Here is a 19,022-nt window from a genome sequence, read left to right as displayed (position 1 = left end):
TCTGCTGCCTGGACCCGGCGCCCTGCAGTCCCGTCGGTCCAAGGTGCCTGTACTCTGGCAGCAGCACCTCAGGAGACGACACAGGCGGTAACGGCCGGGGACGCCTTTCCGTCCTGCCGCAGACTGGAGACCTCCACGCACGTCTGCCCGGGACGTGCCTCCACCACCACCGAGGTGTCCCTGGTGGACTCCACAGCGGTGTCCTCGTCCGGGACGATCTCCCGGACGAGGTAGCCACCACCCCATTCCTCGTACGGCGGGTCCCAGGAGAAGGTGACTGTGCCGTCTTTGTTGGCGGTTCCGCTCACGTCGGCAGGCGAGGGGACACCACTGCCCAGCGGGTCGGCGGCCCCAGCAGGCGGCGCTATCGTCTCGAAGGAGGCTGACTGCCCGCGGTTCTCCCGGTCCCGGGCGACCAGGACCACACCGACGACAACGGCGACAAGAACCACGGCCAGGACCAGCCCCACGACCGCGCGCAGCCTGCTCTCACGAGAGCGGCCGACAGGGCTGCCCGCCTCCCGGCGTCTCGCCGCGTGGGTCTGCCCGCCGACAGTCCCCGAGACGGCGCCGGGCTGTGCGACGTCGTCGGGATCCACCCGGACCGTCAGCCCGTCGCTCGTCCTGTGGACCTGGCTGAAGACCCCCATGTTGGTGGCTTCGTCGTCCTCCTCGGGACGGGGAGGACGTGCGGTCGCGGCATCGGCCTCCTGAAACAGGTCGACAGTCGTCACCGGCAGGTCAAGCTCGGCCTGGACCTGCTGGAGAGCACGCGCAAGGGCCAGGGCTGTGGGGTAACGGGCCTGCGGGCTCTTGTCCATCGCGACGGACAGGACCCGGTGCAGGGAAGGCGGGGCGTCCTGGCGCCCCAGGGGAGGCAACGGGTCCTTGACGATGCGCCGGGACAGCTCATAGACGTCGGGCACACCGCCGACCTCAAAGGGGCTGTGCCCGGTCAGCATGGCAAAGGTTGTCGCGCCGAGGGAGTAGACGTCAGAGGCGGGACTTGCCGACCTGATCCCGACCAGCTGCTCCGGTGGTGCCCAGGGCACACTCATCCCTCTGAGCTCCTCAGTCCCCCCCGGGCCGCTCATCACGGAGATCCCGAAGTCCGAGAGCACCGGACGCCGGTAGGTGGTGAACAGGATATTAGCGGGCTTGATATCACGGTGGACGATCCCGGCGCGGTGCGCGGTCTCCACCGCGCCCGCGACCTGGATAGCGGTTGACAGCGTCTCAGCGACGTTCAGGGCACCCTGACGCAGGATAGCCCCCAGCGTCGGAGGAGGGCAGTACTCCATCACCAGGAAGGGATGACCGTCGGCTGACACACCAGCACCGTAGATCGACAGGATAGCCGGGTGGGAGGAGACCCGGGCCATGAGGTTGGCCTCGGACTCGAAGCGGCTGGCGCTCCTGTCCGCCACGTCGGCGTTCATGACCTTGACGGCCACCTCACGACGCGGCATCTGCTGCTCAAAGAGGTAGACCGTCGAGTACCCCCCGGAGCCGAGGACACCTAGGTAGGTGAAGCCGGCAATAACGGGAGGCGTCGTCTCCTGGCCCAGCATCAGGGCAGGTTCGCAAAGGTGAGGACCTGCCCGTCGCCGACATCAAGCACGTCACCGCTGCGCAGCAGCACCGGGGCGGAGGAGGACAGGCGTACCGGGGCCTCCCCCTCTCTGACAAGGACAGTGCCGTTGCAGTTGCCCAGGTCCTGGGCGAGCACGCTCCAGGCATCGAGGTCAATGAGGACGTGGTTTCGCGAGACCAGCTGGTTGGGGCTGGGAACTGTCAGCACGCGTACCGGGACGTCACTGCTGGTGGGGACGTCTGCCGGCGCTGGGCTACGCCCCACCAGGACAGGACGGTCCAGGTCGATCGACTCCCCGGAGGAGGTGGTGAGGCGTCCCAGAGGTGGGCAGGCCACCGACTTGGCCGGACGGTTGAGGTCCGCGCCGCACTGCCTGCAGGTCGTGTAGTTCGTCGGGTTGGGGTGCCCGTTGCCGCACACGGCCGACAGCACCACACGTACTGAGGCCGACTCCGGCTCCGGGGCTGGTGCGGGCTCCGGGGCCGCAACCACCGGGGCCGCGGCACCCGGTCCGTGCACGTCGCCCCCCACCAGGGAGATCAGCTCACCGACCAGGTCCTCGGGCAGGCCCGAGACGGTGTGGCCGTCGTGGTCACCGAAGGGTCTCGCCCTGGCGACCCGGGGGGCCGCCTCCCCCTGGGACACGGAGCCTGCTGAGAGGGGCTCTTCTCTCCCTGACTCGGCCCAGGTGCTGGAACGAGGCTGCGGCATAGGCTCGTCCTGGCCGACCAGCTCATCGCGCAGCCGGTGCGAGAGGTCTTCGGGAATGCTGGAGACCGTGCTCCCGTCATGGTCCCCGGCATGCTCCCCGGCAGCAGCGTCGGCCGGGGAGCCGACGCTGCTGTGCTCCTCGGAGCCGCCCTCGAAGTCAGCCCCGGGCTCGCCCTCGAAGCCACCGGTGGGGCCACCGTCAGGGCCAGTGTCGGAGTCACCGCCTGAGGCAGCAGGAGCAGCAGCAGAGCCGTCAAGAGCGCCACCAGCACCGTGGTCCACACCGCCATCGGCGACCTCATCAAGACCGCTGCCAGCACCGTCGTCAGAACGGTCGTCACCACGGTCGTCACCGCGGTCGTCACCGCGGTCGTCAACGTCACCGTCGGGGCCACCGGCCTGCTCCTCACCCTGACCGTCACCAGCGCCAGGCAAGTCCGCGGCGACACGAGCCGCAGACAGAAGAGCCGCGTCCGGGGGAGTCGCCGCCGTCGCGGGAGCCTCCTCAGACACGGCAGGTGAGACACCAGGCCGGACCCAGCCCAGCCTGCCGTCCTCACCCTCTGCGGGCAGAGCATCCGAGTCACCAGGGGTCTGCGACCTGACCAGGCGTCGCATCGCACCGGTCCACTCCCCGGTCCAGGTCTCAGCCCACGTCCGCGGTCCGTTCTGGACCGGGACGCTGCTGCCGGTACCGTGCTCCACATCATGGCCAGGACCGTGGTCACGATCATGAACGGAGCGGCGGGCAGGATCATAGCCTGCGTCGCGATCAGCACCCTGCGCTGCTGAGTCGGCTACATCCGCTGAGTTCGCCGACTCCCCCGGCCCCCCTGAGTCCGAGTCCGCCAAGCTAGTACCGGTCTGCCTCTGGGCAGGCACCTCCGCCGTACCGCTGCTACCGAGGGAGGGGACGGGCGCCTGTGTCGCCCGACCAGCCTCTCCCCCTGTCCCAGGTGTCTCCTGGGCCGTACCGGTGTCCTGCTCGTCCTGCGGGGCAGCGCCCAGACCGTCGGGAGCCAGGGCCGCACCGGCACTGCGGCTACCGAGGTCGACAGGCCGGCCGGAGGACCGGGAGGAGGACTGGTCGGAGACAGCCCTGGGCCTGCGCCGGAGCCGGTCAGCGGGGGCTCGCTCAGGGTCGGCGTCGTCGTCCTGCTCCCCGGCACCGGAAGCTGCCTGCCCCGGCTCGCCGCCAGAGCCATCCGGCCCACGGTCACCGTCACCGCCAAGCGCAAGAGCCCCCGCAACCACCACAGCGTCAGCAGCCGGGCGGTAGACGGAGCCGGACCGCTCAGGCGAGCGCGCCACCACCGACCTCGGGGAGGCATAAGCCGTCTCCAGCCAGGTGGTGACGCTGGAGGCGTCGAGGGCCTGGCCGTCAACCTCCAGCCGGGCAGAGCCCCGCAGCGCCACGTGCATCATGTCATCCGGCGCAGAGACCGCGAGCGCAAAGTCAGGAATCGAGCCCAGGCGCCCCCCCATGCCGATGACAAGCTCGTCCAGGGCCTGGGTCAGCGACGCCTCCTCGCTGCGCAGCAACCGCCACAGACGCTCCGTGAGGTCCTGAGGCACCGTGGGGGACAGGAGCATCACCGCGCGAGCTGTAGCGACGCCCGTCCACGATCCCTCAGCCCACCATGCAAGCCTATCCGTACTATCAGTCATATCTTTCTCCTCAGCGGACGACGCACACTCCGTCACCCAAGTATGCCTGGCGACCACGTCGCACGTACTCCTCTTGTCCAGGAGATAGACGGTGAGCACCCTGCGAGTCCTCCACGTAGGTGCCGTTGGTGGACCCAAGGTCCGTCATGAGGACGCCGTCGGCACCAGGACGGACCAGGAGGTGGGTCTTTGACACCGAGTCGTCGCCGCGCAGAACCGCCACGAGCCGCGCCTGCGGGTGGGACTCGAGTGGCACGGGCTGGCGCCCCAGCACCAGCGGACCGCTCACCGCGACGGCCTCCCCGTCAAGGAGCAGCGTGCACAGGCTGGTCGAGACTGCTCGCGAGGAGATAAGGACCGTGCCGGCCATGCGGTCGAACCACGACCTGCCTCCGTCCCGTAGTGCAGTTAGCCACAGGACCAGCACGGCGACTCCGCCGGTGGGAACAGCAGCCAGCAGGACAAAGCCCGTATACGCCGCTGCGGCCCAGCCCGGAACCGCGCCCTGGGAGGCGATCCGACGACGGCGGGTCCCGGTCACCAGTCCCCCAGGGGAGGCGCCTGTCAACCCCGTCATGAGAGTCATCACAGCCATAAGAGCCACAGTGGCGCCAAGAGCGAATAAGATGCCATGGTGCACAGTCACCGCAAAGACTGTGAGAAGCAGCCCCGTATCTACGAGCGCTCGGACAGCCCGCCTGCCCGTCGAGGCTGGCACCATCGTCACGTGCGGCCCTCGGTCTCCCATAAGACAGCCATCGTAGACATCTAGGCGACTACATTGTGTCGGACCACAGGTCTCGGAAGGAGCACGACGTGCAGATCGCTGTCACGCCTGATCCCCAGTACTGGGTGATCATCCCGCCTTTCCCGCCCCCGGGATGGGCGCGGGAGGAGGCGAGGCACCGCAGCGCCTACCTGGGCGTCACCGGGCCGCAGTGGCGCTCGGAGCTGGAGTCGCTGCTGGAGGAGCTCCAGGCCATGGAGCGTCAGGGGCGTTTTGCCCGTCTCATGCACATAGACGACGTCGCCAAGCCCCCCTTCATGGTCGACCTCAGCCTGGAGATTGCCAGGGACGACGGGTCCAAGGAGGGACGCCGCACCACCCAGCGCACGATCATCGCCCAGATGCTGCCGCAGGCCGAGCCGGTCCGGCTTCGCCCAGGTCACGACATGGCGGGGTTCTCAGCCTTTGGGGACGGCACAGGCCCCACGCAGGGAGCGCTGGTGCTCCGGCTGGCAGGCCTGCCGACGGTTCCGGTAGACCTGGTGATGCGGCTGTGGGGCGCCAGCGTGGACACCATCGAACCCCACCTTGACGACCTCGTCGAGCTGGCCCGCCAGGTCGCGCCCGTCTAGTCCTGTCTGTGCCTCGCCGCCACCCTGGTCACCCTGCCGACTCTGTGTCTCAGCACAGTCTGTGTCTCAGCAGGAGCTGCCCTCCACCTCCCACAGTCTCCCGCACCAGCCGGGTCTCGCTGCTCACTCCTCCCCCTCCAGGGCCTGCGCCGTCTCCAGCCACTCCTCCTCCAGGGCGGCCCGCTTCTCCTCCGCCTGGGTCAGCTGCCTGCCCAGCTCAGCCAGCTCCTTCCCGCAGGAGGCGTCGTAGGCAAGCTCAGCCATCCGCGCACCTAGCCGCTCGACGTCAGCGGCCGTCGCCTCCAGCCTGCGCTCGACGCGGGCCAACCTCTTGCTCATCTCACGACGGCGGGCACCGCTGAGAACCTCCTTGCCAGGTGTCTCCGAGTCTCCCGAGCCACCCGCGTCACCTACCCCCGGGGCGCTAGCCCGACCGCCACCGTCACGGGGTCGCCCCGCCTGCCCACGAGAAGCCTTACGCGAGCCGTCCTGGGTCCCGGCAGCCTGGCGACGCAGCTCCAGGTACTGCTCTACCCCTCCGGGAAGGCTACGCAGCGACCCGTCCCCCAGGAGGGCTACCTGGTGGTCAGTCACACGCTCCAGAAGGTAGCGGTCGTGGGAGACAACGACCAGAGTGCCCGGGAAGGAGTCGAGAACGTCCTCCACAGCAGTCAGGGTGTCGGTGTCCAGGTCATTGGTGGGCTCGTCCAGCAGGAGCACGTTGGGCTCGGCCATGAGGAGCCGGAGCAGCTGAAGCCGCCTACGCTCCCCACCGCTGAGGTCACGCACCCGGGTCCAAGCACGCCGCCGCGTAAAGCCCAGGCGCTCAACGAGCTGGGAGGCGGACAGCTCCCTGCCTGAGCCCCCGCTGCCTGGGACCACTACTCGTTCACCAACGGAGGCCGCCGCCTCCACCACCGTCATGTCAGCCAGGGCGTCAAGCTCGTGGGTAGACTGCGACAGTACTGCGACCTGGACGGTCTTGCCACGCTCGACGCTACCCTGGTCCGGCTGCTGAACGCCCTCCAGCAGCCGCAGCAGCGTCGTTTTCCCGGCACCGTTGGCCCCGACGACGCCGACCCGCTCACCGGGCGCCAGGCGCCACGTCACCTGGTGCAGGACACGGTTCCTGTCATCAGGCTCCCCCCGCTCCGAGTGCCCCCCTCCTGGGCCGGGGTAGCTGAGGCTGACACTCTCCAGGTTGACGACCTTCCTGCCCAGCCTGGCCGAGGCCATGGCCGTCAGCTGCGCGGAGTCTCGGGGCGGCGGCTCGTCAGCGATGAGGGCCTCGGCAGCCTCCGTGCGGAAACGAGGCTTGGAGGTGCGGGCCGGCGCCCCGCGGCGCAGCCAGGCCAGCTCCTTGCGCAGCAGGCTCCTTCGCCGGGCGGCGGCGGCAGCAGCCTGCTGCTCCCGTTGCGCACGTGCCAGGACGTAGGCGCCGTACCCTCCGTCATAGGTCTGAATATGCCCGGGGACCTGCACTCTGTCTCCCACCGGGTCGCTACCGGGAACGACGTCCCAGATGCTGGTGCACACCGCGTCCAGGAACCAACGGTCGTGGGTGACGACCACCAGGCCCCCACGGTGCCTGCCCCCGGGGGCAAAGCGGTTGCCAAGGTGACGGGCCAGCCAGCTGACCCCCTCCACGTCGAGGTGATTGGTCGGCTCGTCCAGGATGACGACATCAGCCTGAGAGGCCAGCACGGCGGCCAGGGCGACACGACGCCGCTGCCCTCCTGAGAGCCTGTCCACCTCCATGTCCAGGTCCAGACCCGCCAGCAGCCCCGCGTGGATATCGCGCGCTGAGGGCCGTGAGGCCCACTCGTAGTCCGGTGCGCTGCCGTGGACCGCCTGGCGCACTGTCGTGCCTGGCGCCAGGGAGTCCGCCTGGCTGAGCATGACCAGCTCCACGTCCCCGGCCCGGGTCACGCGTCCCGCCTCAGGCTCACGCCTGCCGGCCAGGACCGCCAGGAGCGTGGACTTGCCCGCACCGTTAGGCCCCAGGACACCGACGCGCGTGCCGTCGTCCACCCCCAGCGTGACCGACTCCAGCAGCCGTCGTCCCCCGACGGAGATCTCCAGCTCCTCGGCGCCCAGCAGGTGCGCCATCAGCCCACCACCCGTGCGCCGGCCACCGGGGCGTCGGTACGCAGCACCCGCGAGCACAGGCCGGAGGCGCGCAGCGCACGGTGGACCCGCTGCGCAGCACCGGCGTCACGAACGAGCGCCGCCACTGTCGGTCCCGCCCCGGAGACGACGGCACGTAGGGCACCGGCTTCCTGGGCCACCCTGATCACCTCAGCGAGCTCGGGGCGCAGGTCTACCACGGCGTCCTGGAGGTCGTTGTGCATGGTAGCCGCCAGGGCGACAGGATCCCCGCTGCGCAGCGCCGCGGTGAGAGGACCGGGAACCTCCTCGGCTACAGGGCGGGTACCGGCAGCAGCGCTCAGCTCGTCGAAGCGCGCGAAGACCGCTGGGGTGGACAGGCCCTCCTGCTGGAGGCCAAGCACCCACTGGAAGGTGCCACGGGTCATCACAGGGGCCACCGTATCGCCTCGACCACGACCGATCGCCGTCGCCCCGATGAGCGGGAAAGGGACGTCCGCGCCGAGGCGGGCTGCCAGAGCCGTCAGCTCGGAGACGTCCAGGCCCGTGCCCCACAACGCGTTGCAGGCCACCAGCGCCGCCGCCGCGTCCGCCGAGCCTCCAGCCATACCTCCGGCCACAGGGACCCGCTTGCGCAGCAGGAGGTCAACCCCCTCAGTCACCCCCGTCGCCTCGGCCAGGAGGTCAGCGGCCCGCACAGCCAGGTTAGAGCGGTCAGTAGGAACCGTGGCGTCAGGCTCCTCCAGGACCAGGCTCACCCTTCCGTGGGCCTGCCTCGACTGGCGCCGGGCGGTGACCGTCTCGATCAGGCGCACCGCCTGGAAGACAGTCACCAGCGGGTGGTAGCCGTCCTTCCCGGGCGCTCCCACAGACAGGAACAAGTTGACCTTTCCCGGCGCCTCCACCCGTACAGAGGTGGCGGAGCCCGAGCGGACGGGACAGGACCCCGTCGGACCGGAGACAGGACGCAGGTGGCTCATGGACGCTCCTCACCGACACGGCGCAGCTGCTCGGCCACGGCAGCAAAGGCCGTCACGTCAAGCCGCTCACCACGGTCTCCAGGGGCGATACCGGCAGATCGAAGAGCCGACTCGGCACCGGCGGCGCTGCCCGCCAGGGGAGCCAGCGCCTGCCTCAGCGTCTTGCGACGCTGCGCAAAAGCAGCATCGATGACGGCGAAGACCTCCTCGCGGGAGGCACAGGTACCCGGAGGCTCCCGTCGTCGCAAGTGGACCAGCGCGGAGTCGACACGGGGAACCGGCCAAAAGACGCCTCGAGCCACGGCTCCTGCACGACGGACCGAGGCATACCAGGCGGCCTTGGCGCTCGGGGCGCCGTAGGTGCGCGACCCTGGGAGGGCGGCGAGGCGGTCAGCAACCTCCGCCTGGACCATGACTGTCAGCGTCTCCAGACTCGGCAGACATGCCAGGGCGGTGAGCAGGACGGGAACCGCCACGTTGTAAGGCAGGTTGGCCACCATCCGGCTCGGCAGGAGGCCTCCCAGCTGTTCTGGCCCGCTCAGGGTCAGCGCATCCATCGTCACGACCTCCAACTTGTGGGACGCCCAGGGCATGTGGCTGTCCACAGTCTGCGGCAGCGCCCCAGCCAGCACAGGGTCAACCTCAACGGCGATCACCTGCGCACCCGCCTCCAGAAGAGCCAGGGTCAAGGACCCCAGTCCCGGTCCTACCTCAAGAACCACCTCCCCCTCCCGCACGTCGGCAGTACGCACGATGCGGCGCACGGTACCGGCGTCGTGGACGAAGTTCTGCCCCAGGGCCTTGGCGGGACGGACCCCCAGGTCGCGGCACAGGCTGCGGACCTGCGACGGCCCGAGGAGCCCCTCCGCGTGCTGACCGGGTTGCTGGCTGACACGCCGCTCCACGTGCGCCGTCTCCTGGCAACCCCTCCCGAGCCCTGGCACGCTCGTGGTCAGAGCAGTCCCAGCTGAGCGGCGCAGTGGGGCCACTGGCCCCACCCGGCCGCCGCCTGGAGCCGCTTGGCAACAGCAGTCTGCTCGGCAGCGGAGGCCTCTGAGGGCAGGCCGGAGCCGCCATAGGCCTGCCATGTGCTCAACGAGAACTGGTACATCCCGTAGTAGCCGTTGCCGGTGTTTGTCGTCGGGTCACCCCCGGACTCGCACTGTGCCAGCGCCGCCCAGACGTCGTCAGAGCCTGCGTCCGGGGAACCAGACGACCCGGGGGAGGCCTCCTCCCCGGAGTCGGAGTCCTGCGAGCCCCCCTCCTGCGTGCTGCTGGTGTCTGAGGGCTGCTCCTGGGGCGCCTCGCTCTCCTGCCCGGAGGGCGGCTCCTGCGACGAGGCCCCCTCCGAGGCGGACGCGGTGGGCTCGGCTGCCTGCTGCGCGCCGGTGCCGACCTGGACCACCTCATCGACCTTCTCCGAGACCACCACCGAGGACACCGCCTGGCGCGAGACCTCCTCACCGTCAACAGTCGTCACCTGGTAGACCGTACGCACCACCCCGTCAGCACCCTCGGTCACCACCCGCCTCTCACCCTCAGGCAGGTCACCCGTCTCCTGCTCCACGGTCCCGTGGGCCTCAGTAACCTCCTCCGTCACCGTCGACACCTCAGCACCAGACCCCTCCACGACGACGCCCTCTCCCTGGGCGGTGGTGGGGTGAGCCTCTCCACCCAGCGCCGCCACCGAGGTGTCCTGCCCTGACGACCCGTCGGAGGCCGCCCGTACGGCAGCATAGGCGCCGCCGGACAGAGCCAGGGCCAGGGCGGCCGCAGCAGCACCCGCACGCAGCCGGGCGGAACGCCGACTCGCCGCCGAGCCCACGGCTGCGTCCGGGCCGTCAGGACTGTCGTTCTCGGACGTGCTCTTCAGGTGACGACCCACGAGGCCCTCCCTCATTCTCGTTGGCGGTGGAGCTCACCGTAGTTGACCGGCCCCGGAGGAGCAACCCGTGGAGCCCGGGCGCAGCACCCCCGTCAGTACCAGCCGACGGACTCCGAGTGCGCCCAGGCGGAGCAGGGCGTGCCGTATCGGCCAGAGATGTATCCGAGCCCCCAGGTGATCTGAGTCACCGGGTTGGTCTGCCAGTCGGAGCCCGTCTCCGCCATCTTGGAACCCGGAAGGGCCTGCGGGATGCCGTAGGCACCCGAGGAGGGATTCTGAGCCTGGTAGTTCCAGCTGGACTCGCGGTTCCACAGGCTGACCAGGCAGGAGAACTCCGCGTCGTCCCAGCCATAGCCAGCCATCATCGACTTGGCGACCGCCTGGGCACTGGCCGGGTCGGTCCCTGCGCCCGCAGCCACCTGCACGTCCCCGGCCTCTCCGTCCCCGTTGGAGGAGGAGTCACTGGAAGAGGAGGAAGAGGAGTCCGCAGCCGAGTCAGTGGGCTCGGCTGCCTGCTGCGCGCCGGTGCCGACCTGAACCACCTCATCGACCTTCTCCGAGACCACCACCGAGGACACCGCCTGGCGCGAGACCTCCTCACCGTCAACAGTCGTCACCTGGTAGACCGTACGCACCACCCCGTCAGCACCCTCGGTCACCACCCGCCTCTCACCCTCAGGCAGGTCACCCGTCTCCTGCTCCACGGTCCCGTGGGCCTCAGTAACCTCCTCCGTCACCGTCGACACCTCAGCACCAGACCCCTCCACGACAGTGGCCTGACCGCCCCCCTGCTCCGCGGGCGTCGGCGCCTCCGCACCCAGGGCACCGAAGGCGCCGTCGGAAGAGGTGCCCTCCTCACCCTGGGAGGAGACAGCCGCGTACGCGCCACCGGAGACGGCGATCGACAGGGCGGCGGCCACGCCGCCGGCGCGGAAGAGCATGGGAGCGAAGGGGGTGCTCGCAGGACCCTCGGCACGCCGCCTGCCGCGCCCGCTGTCGGGAGTCAGGCCTCTGGAGGCCAGGGCACCGAGCTCCACCAGGGTGGTGTTCAGAGAGCTTGTCTGACAGTGACGACCCACGATATGACTTCCTTTGCTCGACGAACTCGGGCCACGGTAGCGGACAAACAGCGGAAACGACAATGTATCTGCTCACATCCCGCCTCCCGCTCACGTGCGACAGAAACGGTGCAGGTCTCAACTGGCCCAGCCCTGAAACGCGGCTGGCAGGACACTGACAGCGCTGCTGATAGCACACCGACAGCGCCTACGGAACGGGGGAGGCGGCTGAGGCTGGTAGCAGCGTCGGTACCGACGTCCCAGACGCAGGCGCGGGGCACCGAAGGCATTGACAGAAGGAATCTGCGACTCAGCCCACCGCCTCCGGCCACGTGCCGTAGACGAGCCGGGTCGTGTCCTGGAGGCGCTGGCAGGTGCGCTGCTCGTCACTGCCCCGCAGCTCGGACAGACAGCGCACCGTGGCACCTATGAGGTAGGAGGCGTTGGGACGACCACGCCACTGCCGGGGCGGGAGGTAGGGCGCATCGGTCTCCACCAGCAGCAGCTCCGCCGGGACAGTGGCCAACGCCTCACGCAGCCACCCATTGGAGGGATAGGTCACCGGGCCCGCGACCGAGACGTACCACCCGTTGTCCGCACAGGCTGCCGCCAGCGGTGTCCCACCGGAGAAGCAGTGGAAGACCGTGCGTCGGGGAGGCCCGTCGGCCAGGAGGAGTGACACGCAGTCCTCGTGCGCATCACGGTCATGAACCTGCAGCGGGAGGTCGAGGTCCTTGGCTAAGGCGACGTGGGCACGAAAGGCCTCCTTCTGGGCCTGCGCTCCTCGCGGACCGGTGCGGAAGTAGTCCAGACCGGTCTCCCCGATCGCCACCACGAGGTCGCGGTGGTCACGCACAACCCGCTCCAGCCGGGCCAGGACGTCGTCCAGCGGCTCGTCGTGGTGCACGCTGGTACGCGGCTCCAGGCCGTCAGGGCCGACCTCGCGCACGCCCGCGTGGGCCACGGCCTCATTGGGGTGGACAGCAAGCGCCACCCGTACACCCGCCAGGTCCCGAGCCAGGGACAGCGAGGACTCCCAGGACGGCACCTCACAGGCCGAGGTGATGATCCTGGTCACCCCGACCGCCCGCGCCCTGTCCACCAGCTCGTCAGCACGCAACGGCTCAGAACCACCAGGCACACTCGCGTCCGAGGGCACGGGCAGGTGGGCGTGGTTGTCCGTAACCGGCAGGGCCAGGGGCTCGACAGCGTCAGCGGGCGGCCACGACCGATCTGCTCTCCTGGGGCTCACAGGCTGCTCCCATCTCCCTGCTCAGGCACCGGCACCGTCAGTCTCGGGATGCACCAGGGCAGCGTATCGCGCCAGCTCCTCCTCCACGACGGCCTCGTCCAGCTTGGTGAACACAGGTGCCGGCCTGGCAACCTCCGCCCCCACGACGACCGGGTGGCGCCCCCATGTCGGCGCGCCGGTGTAGTCGCCGGTGATCACCGGGTAGCCCTGGCGCCCGGCAAAGGCCTCCGGCAGGATCTCCGGGTCCAGCTCGTCGACCTCCTCGGCATGAGGCATAGGCGCCACCGTCCCCTCACCGCCCAGGATCCTGTCAATGTCGTTGGCCGCGTGGGGAAGGAAGGGCGAGAGCATGAGGTTGAGGTCGGCCACGACCTGGGCCAGCGTGTGGAGCACGGTGGCCAGCCGGTCTCGGGTCTCCTCGTCCTCCCCCCTGAGCTTGAAGGGCTGGGTGTCAGCCACATACTTGTTTGCCTCGCCCACCAGGCGCATCGCCTCTGCCAGAGCCGCCTTCTGGCGGTGCCGGGCGATGAGGTCACCCACCGTAGCGAAGCCGGCCTCGACGGAGTCAAGGAGGGCACGGTCTACGTCCTGGAGCCTTCCTGGAGCCGGGACGGCCCCGAAGCGCTTGTGGATCATGGAGGCGGTGCGGTTGACCAGGTTGCCCCAGCCTGCTACCAGCTCCCCGTTGGTACGGCGCACGAACTCCGCCCAGGTGAAGTCGGCGTCGGCGGTCTCCGGTCCGGCGGCACAGATGAAGTAGCGCAGGGCGTCAGCCTGGTACCTCTGGAGGAAGTCACGTACGTAGATGACGATACCGTGGCTGGAGGAGAACTTCCTTCCCTCCATGGTGAGGAACTCGCTGGAGACCACCTCAGTGGGCAGGTTCAGGGTTCCCAGGTCCCCGGCTGCTCCTCCACGCTCTCCCTCGCCGTCGTAGCCCAGGAGCTCGGCCGGCCAGATCTGGGAGTGGAAGACGATGTTGTCCTTACCCATGAAGTAGTAGGACAGGGCGGCCGGGTCGTTCCACCAGGCCCGCCAGGCCTGGGGGTCCCCGCTACGCCGGGCCCACTCGACGGAGGCCGACAGGTAGCCGATGACGGCGTCGAACCACACGTAGAGACGCTTGGTAGGCTGGTCCTCCCAGCCCGGGACAGGAATCCCCCAGTCGATGTCGCGTGTCATGGCCCGGGGGCGCACGTCGTCGAGAAGGTTCTGGGAGAACCGGATGACGTTGGGCCTCCAGGTCCCCGAGGCCGCACGCTCCTCCAGCCAGGCCCCCAGGGAGGAGGCCAGGGCGGGCAGGTCCAGGAACCAGTGGGTGGACTCCACGAACTCGGGCACTTCTCCGTTGATCCGAGAGCGCGGGCTGATCAGGTCGGTGGGGTCCAGCTGGTTGCCGCAGGAGTCGCACTGGTCGCCCCTGGCCCGGGAAGAGCCGCAGATGGGGCAGATTCCCTCAATGTAGCGGTCTGGCAGGGTACGCCCCGTGGAGGGGGATATGGCCGAGCGGGTAGCCTTTTGGACCATGTAGCCGTTGTCCCGCACCGTTCGGAACATGTCCTGCACCACCCGGTAGTGGTTACCTGCTGTGGTACGGGTGAACAGGTCGTAGGACAGGCCCAGGGCTACCAGGTCCTCGACAATGAGGCGGTTGTTGCGGTCCGCCAGCTCACGGGCGCTGACTCCCTCCTCGTCGGCGGCGACGAGGATGGGGGTGCCGTGCTCGTCCGTACCCGACACCATGAGCACGTCGTGGCCCGCCATGCGCATGTACCGGGAGAAGACGTCAGAGGGGACTCCAAAGCCGGCGACGTGGCCGATGTGGCGCGGGCCGTTGGCGTAGGGCCAGGCGACTGCGGACAGGATGTGGGTCATGGGGCCACCTTATCTGCTCACACCGGGCTCGACCGCCGCTGACGAACTCACTGTGGACGACGTAGACAGCACCGCGGACGACAACCACGGACACTGGACACTGTAGGACACAGAAGGACAGGCGCGAGGGTCTGACGCTATGGTGGCCCCGGTCGGGCCGTGCGCACCGACGCCCAGCGCCGGTGTCTGCGCTGTCACCAGCGCCACCAGCCCTGCGTCGGCAGTGCCCAAGTCCGTCCCAGGAGTCCACGCAGCATCACGAAGGCCAGTCATGACTCAGTTCCCAGGATCCCAGCCGCCAGGCCCCTCGCCCTATCCGGCTGGCCACGCCCCTGGTGCAGGCACCGGCCAGCCCGCTCCCGCCAGCAGCCCCGGCGCGGTTCCTGGCTACGGCGGCTACGGCCCCACCCCCACGGGCCAGCCCCTCCCCTATGCGGCCACCTCCCCGGGACCCGCCTCGGGGCTGTCACCTGTACCACCTGGATCGGGAGGCGGCGTGCCCTCCAGGTCACTGCGGGGGCCGGTGCTCCTGCTGGTGGCAGGGATTGTCCTGCTCCTGGGTGCCGGGGTCTTCCTCTACGCCAGCCTGCGTCCCGTCGCCAGCGCGACGTCACTCAGCCAGTTCAGCACAGGCTACGAGATGCAGGCCGAGCTGGAGAACGACACCACCTACGGCCTGTACTACGACGACTCCGGATCCACCCCAGACTGCCAGGTGGCCTCACCGCAGGACGACGACGTCAGTGTCAACACGAACATCACCGGCACTGTCACCGTCAACAACCACACCCTGTTCGCGACCTTCGTCACCAATGAGGCTGGTGACTACACCATCACCTGCACCAGCAGCACCGACCAGGACGTCTATATCGGCCTGGCGGCAAGCGTGAGCGGCATCTTCGGGTTCGTCGGGGGCATCCTGGTCGCACCGCTGACCGGCACGGCTGGCCTCGCCATGGTCGTTGTCGGCCTGATCTGGCTCACCAGACGCCGCCGCGCCCGAGGCTCCCAGCCCCCGGCGCCTACCTCTGCGGCAGCCGCCTCGCCAGTACCTGGTCGCCCCGGGGCCTACGGAGGCACGCAGGCGCCCAATACCGGCTACACACCGTACACAGCACCCGGGCAGGGCTACAGTCCTCCCCCAGGAACCAGCCACGACCACACTGCGCCGACCTCACCATCCGTGTCACCGGCCACGGGCGCGCAGCAGCCTCCTGCCGAGGCGGCGCCAGCATCCTCGCCTCCGCCCCAGGGCCCTGGCTACCCCAGCGGGTACCAGGGCGGATACGGACAAGGAGGGTGGCCCCGGGGCTGACTGGCCCAGCACGCTCAGCGACCCCGGCAGGCCAGGGCGGCGCGGTAGACCTCGTTGGGACGCAGGCCGACTTCCCTGGCGACCTGGGCTGCCGCTTCCTTGAGCCGCATGCCGTCCTCAGCCAGGGCAAGAGCCTCGCGAGCCGCCGCCCGGGTGTCAGCCACTGGGGGCCGGGCGCCAGCGACCACCAGAACAACCTCCCCCCGGACACCGTCAGTGGCGAGCCGGGCGAGATCGCCCAGGTCTGCCCGAAGCACCTCCTCGAACGTCTTGGTCATCTCCCGGCACAGGGCGGCGGGTCGGTCCGCACCGAGGACCTCGGCCATGACCTGCAACGTGGTACCGACCCGCCGAGGCGACTCAAAGAAGACCATAGTGCGTGTCTGCCCTGCAAGGTCGTGCAGTACCCTACGCCGCTCGCTGTCCTTGCGAGGCAGAAAGCCCTCGAAGCAGAAGCGGTCGGTTGGAAGTCCCGACAGCACCAGAGCGGTAAGTACCGCAGAGGGGCCGGGAATCACGGTAACCGGGACACCTGCCTGCGCTGCCGCCACGACAAGACGGTATCCCGGGTCCGAGATCGCGGGCATGCCCGCGTCCGAGACCACGACGACGCTGCGTCCCTCCTGGGCCGCAGCGACAAGGTCGGCAGCGCGAGCACTCTCGTTGTGCTCGTAGAGGGAGACCACCCGTCCTCGAGGAACCACGTCCAGCCGCCGCACCAGGCTCGTCAGGCGCCGCGTGTCCTCCGCAGCGAGAAGGTCCGCGCTCTCCAGGTGGCTGCGCAGGCGCAGGGAGGCGTCGTCCGCGTGACCGATCGGGGTCGCGGCTAAGGTGATGGTTCCCGGCCGCGGTCCGGAGGCTGTCTGGGTACCAGGCCCGCCGCCCGGCATCGCGGTACCCTCTCGCCTCCGCTCGGGAACCGGGGCCGACTGGAAGGAGCCAACGGACTCGGCGAGATCCGCCTGGTCCCCCTGGGGTGCCCGGGCACTGGAAACGCTGCCAGCGGAGAAGGTGCTGTCATCCACGGGGCCAGTATGACCGTCCCCCTAGACTCGCGACGTGACCACTGCAAGTACGTCGTCCCCCGACAAGGCTGCCGACGCACAGGCAGGAACGGCTGGAGCCGACCTGCAGGACACGGCCAGCCCAGCCCAGCCCAACCGCGCGGAGGACGGGCAGCGCGCCGAGGACGACCTGCGCGCCGCACTGGGGCTTGACCCCGCGGGGTCGCAGGCTCCCCGGGCCGTCCGCGTCCGCGGCTGGGTGGCGACCGGGGCAGCCGGGATCATTGCCACCCTGCTCAGGCTCCTCGGACTGGCTCATCCCAGCACCCTCATGTTTGACGAGACCTACTACGTCAAGGACGCCTACGCCTTGTGGACCGTGGGCTACGAAGCACAGTGGGCAGAAGGGTCGGACGAGCTGTTCGCAGCGGGAGACTTCTCCGGGATGTCGACGGAGCCCAGCTTCGTCGTCCACCCCCAGCTCGGCAAGTGGCTGATCGGTCTGGGCATGCAGGCTCTTGGGCCTGAGTCCCCGGTGGGCTGGAGGATCGTCCCCGCGATCGCTGGCGTCCTGACCGTGGTACTCCTAGCCCGCCTGACGTTCCGGCTGACCGGCTCCCCGGTCCTGACAGGACTGGCAGGGCTGCTGCTAGCCATTGACGGGGTCGCCCTCACCGAGTCCAGGATCGGGCTCCTGGACGTCTTCGTAGGCCTGTTCGCGACCCTGACGATGTACTGCCTGGTGCGCGACCGCCAGTGGTCCCGGGCCAGGCTGGCCCGGGACCTTGCTGGCACAGGCGCTGGCCATCTCGCTCCTCGCGCACACGTACGTCCCTGGCTGTGGGCCACAGGAGCAGCCTTGGGACTGACCTGCTCCATCAAGTGGTCCGGCCTGTACCTGCTGGCGGTTGTAGGGGTCATGGTCGTGGTGTGGGACACCCAGGCCTTGAAGAAGGTGCAGGCAAAGGCGTGGTTCCTGGAGGGGACACTCTCCCGCGGGATCGGTGACTTCATCCGGCTTGTCCCCACGACCGCCCTGGTCTACCTTCTCATGTGGTGGTCGTGGTTCACGCACGACGGCGCCTACAAGCACGGCTGGGCCGCTCAGCAGCGGGCAGCAGTGGGGGAATCGGCACGGTCCTGGCTACCTGACGCCCTCAACGACCTGGTGGAGTACCACCTGTCCATGTACACCTTCCACGTGGGTCTGGACTCCGAGCACCCCTACCAGTCCCGTCCCGCAGGATGGCTGCTGCAACTGCGACCGACTTCATTCTACTGGGCCGGCGAGGAGGAGCTGGCAGGCCAGGACTGCGGATCGCAGCAGTGCGTCCAGGCCATCACCTCCATCGGTAACATCCCGGTGTGGTGGGCTGCCTGCGTCGCGCTGGTCGCCGTGGTCCTCCTGGCGACCGTCGGCCGTGACTGGCGCGCCTGGGTGCCACTCGCTGGCTACCTGGGCCTGTACGTGCCGTGGTTCCAGTACCCTGACCGCACCATCTTTACCTTCTACACGGTCGCGTTCGTGCCTTTTGTCGTGCTGGTTCTGGTTCTAGGGCTGGGCATGGCCTCAGGCCTGCTTCCACCGCTGCCCGGGACACCGCCTGGCGACGAAGGAGGATGGGTGCTGTCCGTCAGGCGGATGCGGCGGTGGCTCGGCGGCCGGGTTCGACGGTCCCCTGGCGCTTACCGGGTCGACGCCGACGATGTCCTCGCAGAGGACCGCACAGGACCTGGTGACGTGGTCAGTCCCAGCAGCGACGCAGCAGTGACCGGTGCTGAACTGACCGGTGCTGAAAGCAGCAGCGACACAACTAGTTGCGAGGGCCGACGTGGCCTGGCGGCGGTGTGTTCTAGCTCCGAGGAGATGTCAGTGAGCAGGCAAAGGCCGTTGCCTGTCGTCCAGCGATGGACGGGTGTGCCTGCCGAGAGGGTACGCCGTGGTGGTGTGGTCCTGGTTGGTGTAGTGACGGTAGCGGCTGTGGCCTTCGCAGTGGGTTGGTGGTGTGTGTGGACTGGGACGACGGTGTCCTACGAGGTGTGGCGGTGGCACATGCTGCTGGGGTCGTGGATCTGAGGGGGACCCGCAGGGGGGCGCGTGCGGGGGCGTGTCGCCGCCGGGGGGTGCTCCTCCGGCTCGCGGTCCGTGTGGTGGCACGGGCGGGCCGCCCCCCCTTCCTTGCCCCACAAAAAAAGGGGGGGGGGGGGGGGGGGG

14 protein-coding genes are annotated in these 19,022 nt (G+C 69.2%); 3 read left to right on the top strand and 11 right to left on the bottom strand.

Features of this window, described 5'->3' with window-relative positions; all coding sequences use genetic code 11:
- Positions 1–68 precede the first annotated feature (68 nt).
- The 3 genes from D4740_RS12300 to D4740_RS12290 are packed head-to-tail and all read right to left on the bottom strand — an operon-like array spanning position 69 to position 4,568.
- Entirely contained in the window at positions 69–1,571 is a 1,503-nt protein-coding gene (locus D4740_RS12300; protein WP_119837168.1) for a protein kinase domain-containing protein, read from the bottom strand.
- Positions 1,571–3,973, bottom strand: a complete 2,403-nt coding sequence (locus D4740_RS13405; protein ID WP_259390832.1) for an FHA domain-containing protein — start codon at positions 3,971–3,973, stop codon at positions 1,571–1,573. Before D4740_RS13405 ends, D4740_RS12300 begins: the two co-directional genes overlap by 1 nt.
- A 10-nt stretch (positions 3,974–3,983) precedes the next feature.
- Entirely contained in the window at positions 3,984–4,568 is a 585-nt protein-coding gene (locus D4740_RS12290) for an FHA domain-containing protein (protein WP_259390831.1), read from the bottom strand.
- A 221-nt stretch (positions 4,569–4,789) separates the two neighbouring features.
- On the opposite strand from D4740_RS12290, the gene D4740_RS12285 reads away from it, so the two are divergent.
- Positions 4,790–5,332 carry a hypothetical protein gene (locus D4740_RS12285; protein WP_119837167.1) on the top strand — a complete coding sequence of 181 codons (543 nt, stop codon included), beginning with the start codon at positions 4,790–4,792 and terminating at the stop codon, positions 5,330–5,332.
- 123 nt (positions 5,333–5,455) lie between these two features.
- Here the strand turns inward: D4740_RS12285 and D4740_RS12280 are convergent, their stop codons facing one another.
- From D4740_RS12280 to metG, 7 genes are all read right to left on the bottom strand, one after another.
- On the bottom strand, positions 5,456–7,441 hold the full coding sequence (locus tag D4740_RS12280) for an ABC-F family ATP-binding cassette domain-containing protein (RefSeq protein ID WP_119837166.1): 1,986 nt from the start codon (positions 7,439–7,441) through the stop codon (positions 5,456–5,458).
- Positions 7,441–8,418 carry a 4-(cytidine 5'-diphospho)-2-C-methyl-D-erythritol kinase gene (locus D4740_RS12275; RefSeq protein ID WP_119837165.1) on the bottom strand — a complete coding sequence of 326 codons (978 nt, stop codon included), beginning with the start codon at positions 8,416–8,418 and terminating at the stop codon, positions 7,441–7,443. Before D4740_RS12275 ends, D4740_RS12280 begins: the two co-directional genes overlap by 1 nt.
- Positions 8,415–9,323 (bottom strand): 16S rRNA (adenine(1518)-N(6)/adenine(1519)-N(6))-dimethyltransferase RsmA, encoded by a 909-nt coding sequence (gene rsmA, locus D4740_RS12270; RefSeq protein ID WP_259390830.1) that lies wholly within the window; start codon positions 9,321–9,323, stop codon positions 8,415–8,417. The genes D4740_RS12275 and rsmA overlap by 4 nt, the downstream gene beginning before the upstream one ends.
- Before the next feature lie 47 nt (positions 9,324–9,370).
- Positions 9,371–10,303, bottom strand: a complete 933-nt coding sequence (locus D4740_RS13400; protein ID WP_259390829.1) for a resuscitation-promoting factor — start codon at positions 10,301–10,303, stop codon at positions 9,371–9,373.
- Positions 10,304–10,395: 92 nt separating this feature from the next.
- A complete protein-coding gene (locus D4740_RS12260; RefSeq protein ID WP_119837162.1) occupies positions 10,396–11,382 on the bottom strand; it encodes a G5 domain-containing protein in 987 nt (328 codons plus the stop codon).
- 289 nt (positions 11,383–11,671) lie between these two features.
- A complete protein-coding gene (locus D4740_RS12255) occupies positions 11,672–12,613 on the bottom strand; it encodes a TatD family hydrolase (RefSeq protein WP_119837161.1) in 942 nt (313 codons plus the stop codon).
- Between the two features lie 21 nt (positions 12,614–12,634).
- Positions 12,635–14,488, bottom strand: coding sequence for a methionine--tRNA ligase (gene metG / locus D4740_RS12250; RefSeq protein ID WP_119837160.1), 1,854 nt, complete (start codon positions 14,486–14,488; stop codon positions 12,635–12,637).
- 271 nt (positions 14,489–14,759) lie between these two features.
- Here metG and D4740_RS12245 point away from each other — a divergent pair, with 271 nt between their 5' ends.
- Positions 14,760–15,803: a hypothetical protein gene (locus D4740_RS12245; RefSeq protein WP_147392920.1), complete on the top strand. Its 1,044-nt coding sequence runs from the start codon at positions 14,760–14,762 to the stop codon at positions 15,801–15,803.
- 14 nt (positions 15,804–15,817) lie between these two features.
- Here D4740_RS12245 and rsmI read toward each other — a convergent pair whose 3' ends face one another.
- The gene (gene rsmI, locus D4740_RS12240; protein ID WP_119837180.1) at positions 15,818–16,693 is read right to left on the bottom strand and encodes a 16S rRNA (cytidine(1402)-2'-O)-methyltransferase; all 876 of its coding nucleotides are present in this window, start codon (positions 16,691–16,693) and stop codon (positions 15,818–15,820) included.
- 169 nt (positions 16,694–16,862) lie between these two features.
- Here rsmI and D4740_RS12235 point away from each other — a divergent pair, with 169 nt between their 5' ends.
- Positions 16,863–18,884 (top strand): dolichyl-phosphate-mannose--protein mannosyltransferase, encoded by a 2,022-nt coding sequence (locus tag D4740_RS12235; RefSeq protein ID WP_119837158.1) that lies wholly within the window; start codon positions 16,863–16,865, stop codon positions 18,882–18,884.
- The last annotated feature ends 138 nt before the right edge of the window (positions 18,885–19,022 follow it).

Source organism: Actinomyces sp. 2119, from assembly GCF_003591215.1.
Taxonomy (GTDB): domain Bacteria; phylum Actinomycetota; class Actinomycetes; order Actinomycetales; family Actinomycetaceae; genus Actinomyces; species Actinomyces lilanjuaniae.
The sequence above is the reverse complement of the archived record's forward strand: the minus strand, read 5'-3'. Positions and strand labels throughout refer to the sequence as shown.

Bases quoted from the DNA above. Each gene is read 5' to 3' on its own strand.
- D4740_RS12245 (WP_147392920.1), top strand. From the start codon at position 14,760: ATGACTCAGTTCCCAGGATCCCAGCCGCCAGGCCCCTCGCCCTATCCG.
- D4740_RS12280 (WP_119837166.1), bottom strand. From the start codon at position 7,441: ATGGCGCACCTGCTGGGCGCCGAGGAGCTGGAGATCTCCGTCGGGGGA.
- D4740_RS12290 (WP_259390831.1), bottom strand. From the start codon at position 4,568: ATGGCTGTGATGACTCTCATGACGGGGTTGACAGGCGCCTCCCCTGGG.
- D4740_RS12275 (WP_119837165.1), bottom strand. From the start codon at position 8,418: ATGAGCCACCTGCGTCCTGTCTCCGGTCCGACGGGGTCCTGTCCCGTC.
- D4740_RS13405 (WP_259390832.1), bottom strand. From the start codon at position 3,973: ATGACTGATAGTACGGATAGGCTTGCATGGTGGGCTGAGGGATCGTGG.
- rsmI (WP_119837180.1), bottom strand. From the start codon at position 16,693: ATGCCGGGCGGCGGGCCTGGTACCCAGACAGCCTCCGGACCGCGGCCG.
- D4740_RS12300 (WP_119837168.1), bottom strand. From the start codon at position 1,571: ATGCTGGGCCAGGAGACGACGCCTCCCGTTATTGCCGGCTTCACCTAC.
- metG (WP_119837160.1), bottom strand. From the start codon at position 14,488: ATGACCCACATCCTGTCCGCAGTCGCCTGGCCCTACGCCAACGGCCCG.